The sequence below is a fragment of the Virgibacillus salarius genome (assembly GCF_039521925.1).
Lineage (GTDB): Bacteria > Bacillota > Bacilli > Bacillales > Amphibacillaceae > Virgibacillus > Virgibacillus salarius.
The window spans coordinates 1-3,516 of the sequence record NZ_BAAACY010000082.1; the positions used below are offsets into that span (position 1 = coordinate 1).

General features: G+C 34.8%; 3 protein-coding genes and 1 pseudogene. 2 read left to right on the forward strand and 2 right to left on the reverse strand.

What is annotated here, in order from left to right; translation table 11 throughout:
- Positions 1-91: 91 nt before the first annotated feature.
- Together ABDZ84_RS10860 and ABDZ84_RS10865 are read right to left on the reverse strand one after the other, a co-directional pair.
- Entirely contained in the window at positions 92-562 is a 471-nt protein-coding gene (locus ABDZ84_RS10860; protein ID WP_226983657.1) for a PTS sugar transporter subunit IIA, read from the reverse strand.
- Positions 563-1,446: 884 nt separating this feature from the next.
- Entirely contained in the window at positions 1,447-1,926 is a 480-nt protein-coding gene (locus tag ABDZ84_RS10865; RefSeq protein WP_026682497.1) for a GyrI-like domain-containing protein, read from the reverse strand.
- 106 nt (positions 1,927-2,032) lie between these two features.
- Between ABDZ84_RS10865 and ABDZ84_RS10870 the strand changes: the two genes are divergently transcribed.
- Complete coding sequence (locus ABDZ84_RS10870) at positions 2,033-2,995, forward strand: helix-turn-helix transcriptional regulator (protein ID WP_026682496.1); 963 nt, start codon at positions 2,033-2,035, stop codon at positions 2,993-2,995.
- Between the two features lie 184 nt (positions 2,996-3,179).
- Positions 3,180-3,327: pseudogene (locus tag ABDZ84_RS10875) on the forward strand (IS256 family transposase); the annotation flags it as partial.
- Positions 3,328-3,516: the final 189 nt, after the last annotated feature.

The following is a 3,516-nucleotide window of genomic DNA, read 5'->3' on the forward strand; positions in this document are numbered from 1 at the left end:
AGGGCTTTTTTTATGCATCCGGACTCTGCTTCGATATCCCCTCAAATTTCTCCCTTACAGGAATGCTCCTTATTCTAAAAAGAGATAATGTTTAATTGACATGTACTTCTTTTGTAAAACGTTCTATCGTAGTAATTACTTGTTTCTTCGTAGAACAATTCATTAACATTTCTGAAAAACTATTATGTTGAATAAGACCTGTTATTTTCTGTAATACTTCTAGTTGATTCTCAGGTTTTTGTAGTGCAAGCATAAATACTACGTTGACTTGTACATTTGCATCAGCCATTCCCATCTGTCGAAAAGTGATTGGATTTTTCAGTATACCAATACCAATTGCTTCCTTTTTGACATGTTCAGCATCAGTATGTGGTAATGCTACACCTATGGTTTCCGTAGCTAGACCTGTCGGGTATTCAACCTCTCTTTGTTTTATTGCAGTTAAGAAGCTGCTTTTGACAAAATCTTTCTGATGCAACACCGTAAACATCCCTTCAAATAACTCATCGGTATGATTCACGTCTAGAAAGAAAACCAGGTCTTCACTAATTACGTTATTCATTTCCAATTTACTGCCTCCTTTTCCTAATTAATTGTAAACCCTTTCATAATAGAGGTAACGAAAATTACATTTGTTACAAATAGTTACATTTGTAACAAATGATACCCCTTCCTCTTTCAATTGTCAATACAATTTTCATTAGGTTTGCTAGACGATTTACAAACAAATAAACTCTTTAAAAATTAAAGAAACTTATGGTTTCGGTCTAGTTTTACCTGAGGAATTGGTTGATAACCAAGGTTTTCGGCTGTTGTGCTTAAAAGGGAATCAATAATAGCTTAAGCTTTTCAAGGGATCACTAAGGGAGATGCGACACCGGTACAAGGGTCACGTCATTTTTGATTACGTCTATTAATATGTTTTGGAGAGTGTCTACACTTTAGAAATATTCATTGGAAATGGCTAGGTGAGGCACACCTCATAATGAAAAACGTGTTTTTTGTTATTCTAAAATCAACAAAAAATAACATAGGAACTTTACTGTTTGAGTTATCTCATTCACATAATGCGTTCATTTGCCAGCGTCGCCAAGTTTCCTTCATGTAGGGATAGCGTCAGGAAGATGCGGATTTACAACGTTAAGCAATAGGTACTACCAGCTTTTTGACATAAAACTAACGTTAAGACACTTTTTGGAAAATAAAACCCTGATTTATCTACGCCAAGTAGAAGAATCAGGGTTTTATTTTAATTTTTTATTTTCAAACTTTAGTTCCATACATTTTTCAACTTTAGATAAAAGATATAATGATCATTTAAAATTATCAAAAGTACAAAACAGATCACTTATTGGCAACGGAGACCATTAGTAATCTGTTTTATGATGTCTATTTTAAATCATCCTTTTAGTAAGTAGAGAGATTTCCATCCCGCCTTTTATCTCTTTATTTTCTAACAACAGGGATCCACATTTCACCATATACTAAGCCGTCTTGCTGTCCCATCACAACTGCTGCATTTGGACCACCAACATAGGATACATCCGTTACTTCCATCAGGACTTCACCAAAGGCAATACCAGTAAGCTTGTTACTCAACTCTTCATCTGTATTCGCTTCCCCTTTAACAACGATATATTCCCCTTTAGGAAATTGAATAAGTCTAGTTGCTTCTGGTAAGGATTCCTCCGTCATGACACCAGCATAATGCATCATCTTATTATTCACTGCTTCGTTTACAACAAAAATGTAGTCATTTGTTGCAACAGTTTTTAGTTTATCAAGCCTTCCATCTTGATTGACAGCTTGCCAAAAATCTGCCTTTTCCTTAGTAATACCAGCATAGTCTGTGTAATCACTCTTAAGCTCTGTTCCAATACCTAAAACAGTAAAACTGTCCTTTTCTTCTAAAGTATAATTTGCCATTTCAAAATTCCTCCTTTTTAATTAAACAAAAGATTTGTTTTTTTACTTGCTGAGTTTATAATAACATTGAATCATGTCAAAAAATGATACTGTTTAGGAGGTCACAATGAAAAAAGTTGAACGGATTAATACCATCATGCGGTATATTAACAACCGCTCCTACTTTACAATTTCTGAAATTATGCGGGAATTTAACATCTCTCGTTCAACTGCTATTAGGGATATCAGAGAAATTGAAGCTATGGGGATGCCACTTGAAGCAGAGGTTGGAAGAGCTGGAGGTTATTCTATCATTAACAACTCTGTTCTACCTTCTATTCACTTTACCGATAATGAAGTAAAAGCACTTTTTATTGCCTTTATGGCCTCAAGAAATCAACAACTTCCCTATTTAAAAAGTCGACAGTCTTTAGCTGAAAAATTGCTAGGCCTCATCCCAGAAAACCAACAAGAAACCCTAGTTTTATTAAATCAAATCTTGCTTTTCGAAGGTACCAATCCCAATAATCCTGATTTACTTGATCTGTCAGACCTCCCTCATCCTATGTTAGAAAAACTCATACAACTCCTTCTTTTGGATAGCCATTTATTGATTACCATCAAAGATGGGAGGGTAATAAAGTCATATCCAATTTATCTCTTGCATCTTTATCGTGAAAAAAGCTTATGGCAAATTGAGGGATTTGACTTAAAAGAAGAAAGGAGGAGGGTTTTTCCTGTCGATCACCTCACCAATGTAAAACCATACCCCACAAAAAAAAGAGTAAATAAGAAAAAGGTTTTAGAAATACTAAGTAAGCAGGAAGAAGCAATCAACCTTGTCATCGAATTTGGTCCAAAGGCAATTGCCCAGTTCAAAAAATACCATCCTTTAAAGTTTTCAATTTCCTATACGAATCCCTACCAAGCCACAGCCGTTCTGAAGACTTTTATCGATATTAATATGCCCGAAGAATTGAACGATATAACAAATTGGCTTCTTTTCCTAGGTGAGGATATTAAATTCAAGGAAGTTCCAGAAGAAGTCTTAGAAAGTTTACAAGAGAGATTATGCTTATACTGCCAATAAGCGTGGCCAGTTAAAAGCTCAGTAATTTTGAGTTTATCTAGTTCCACGTTATCTTCTATTTCAGAGCCCCTAAAGATAAGGGAGTGTAATATTAACTGTGTAAGTAAGAAATGCATACGTTTTCTTACTTACACAGCTTTTTATTTGGTAGAATACTAACTATAAAGCTAAAAGAGCGTTTTAAATGGGGAAATCTAAAAGTGATCCTAACTCCGTAGAATTAGCTAATAAGATTATTGAACAGTATCAACCTGAAACGATAAAAGATTTGCAAATGCATTCAAAGACATATTTGGTCTATGTTTGAGACGATATTAAAAGGCAAAATGGACCTCACTAAAAGCTCCTCTTATGAGGGGCTTTTTTAAAAGTTAAGAAAGTATAAAATCAGTGCAATGACTGCGTTAAGCCGAGTAGTTATTTTGAAATGTTTGATGTATATTGGCAATGTTCCGACTAATTACTTCGCTTTCCGCGGGCACGGCCTCAACTAACTTTGCAAAGAAGAACACGTTGCAAAG

Coding starts and splice junctions, on each gene's coding strand:
- ABDZ84_RS10870 (WP_026682496.1), top strand. CDS start 2,033: ATGAAAAAAGTTGAACGGATTAATACCATCATGCGGTATATTAACAAC.
- ABDZ84_RS10865 (WP_026682497.1), bottom strand. CDS start 1,926: ATGGCAAATTATACTTTAGAAGAAAAGGACAGTTTTACTGTTTTAGGT.
- ABDZ84_RS10860 (WP_226983657.1), bottom strand. CDS start 562: ATGAATAACGTAATTAGTGAAGACCTGGTTTTCTTTCTAGACGTGAAT.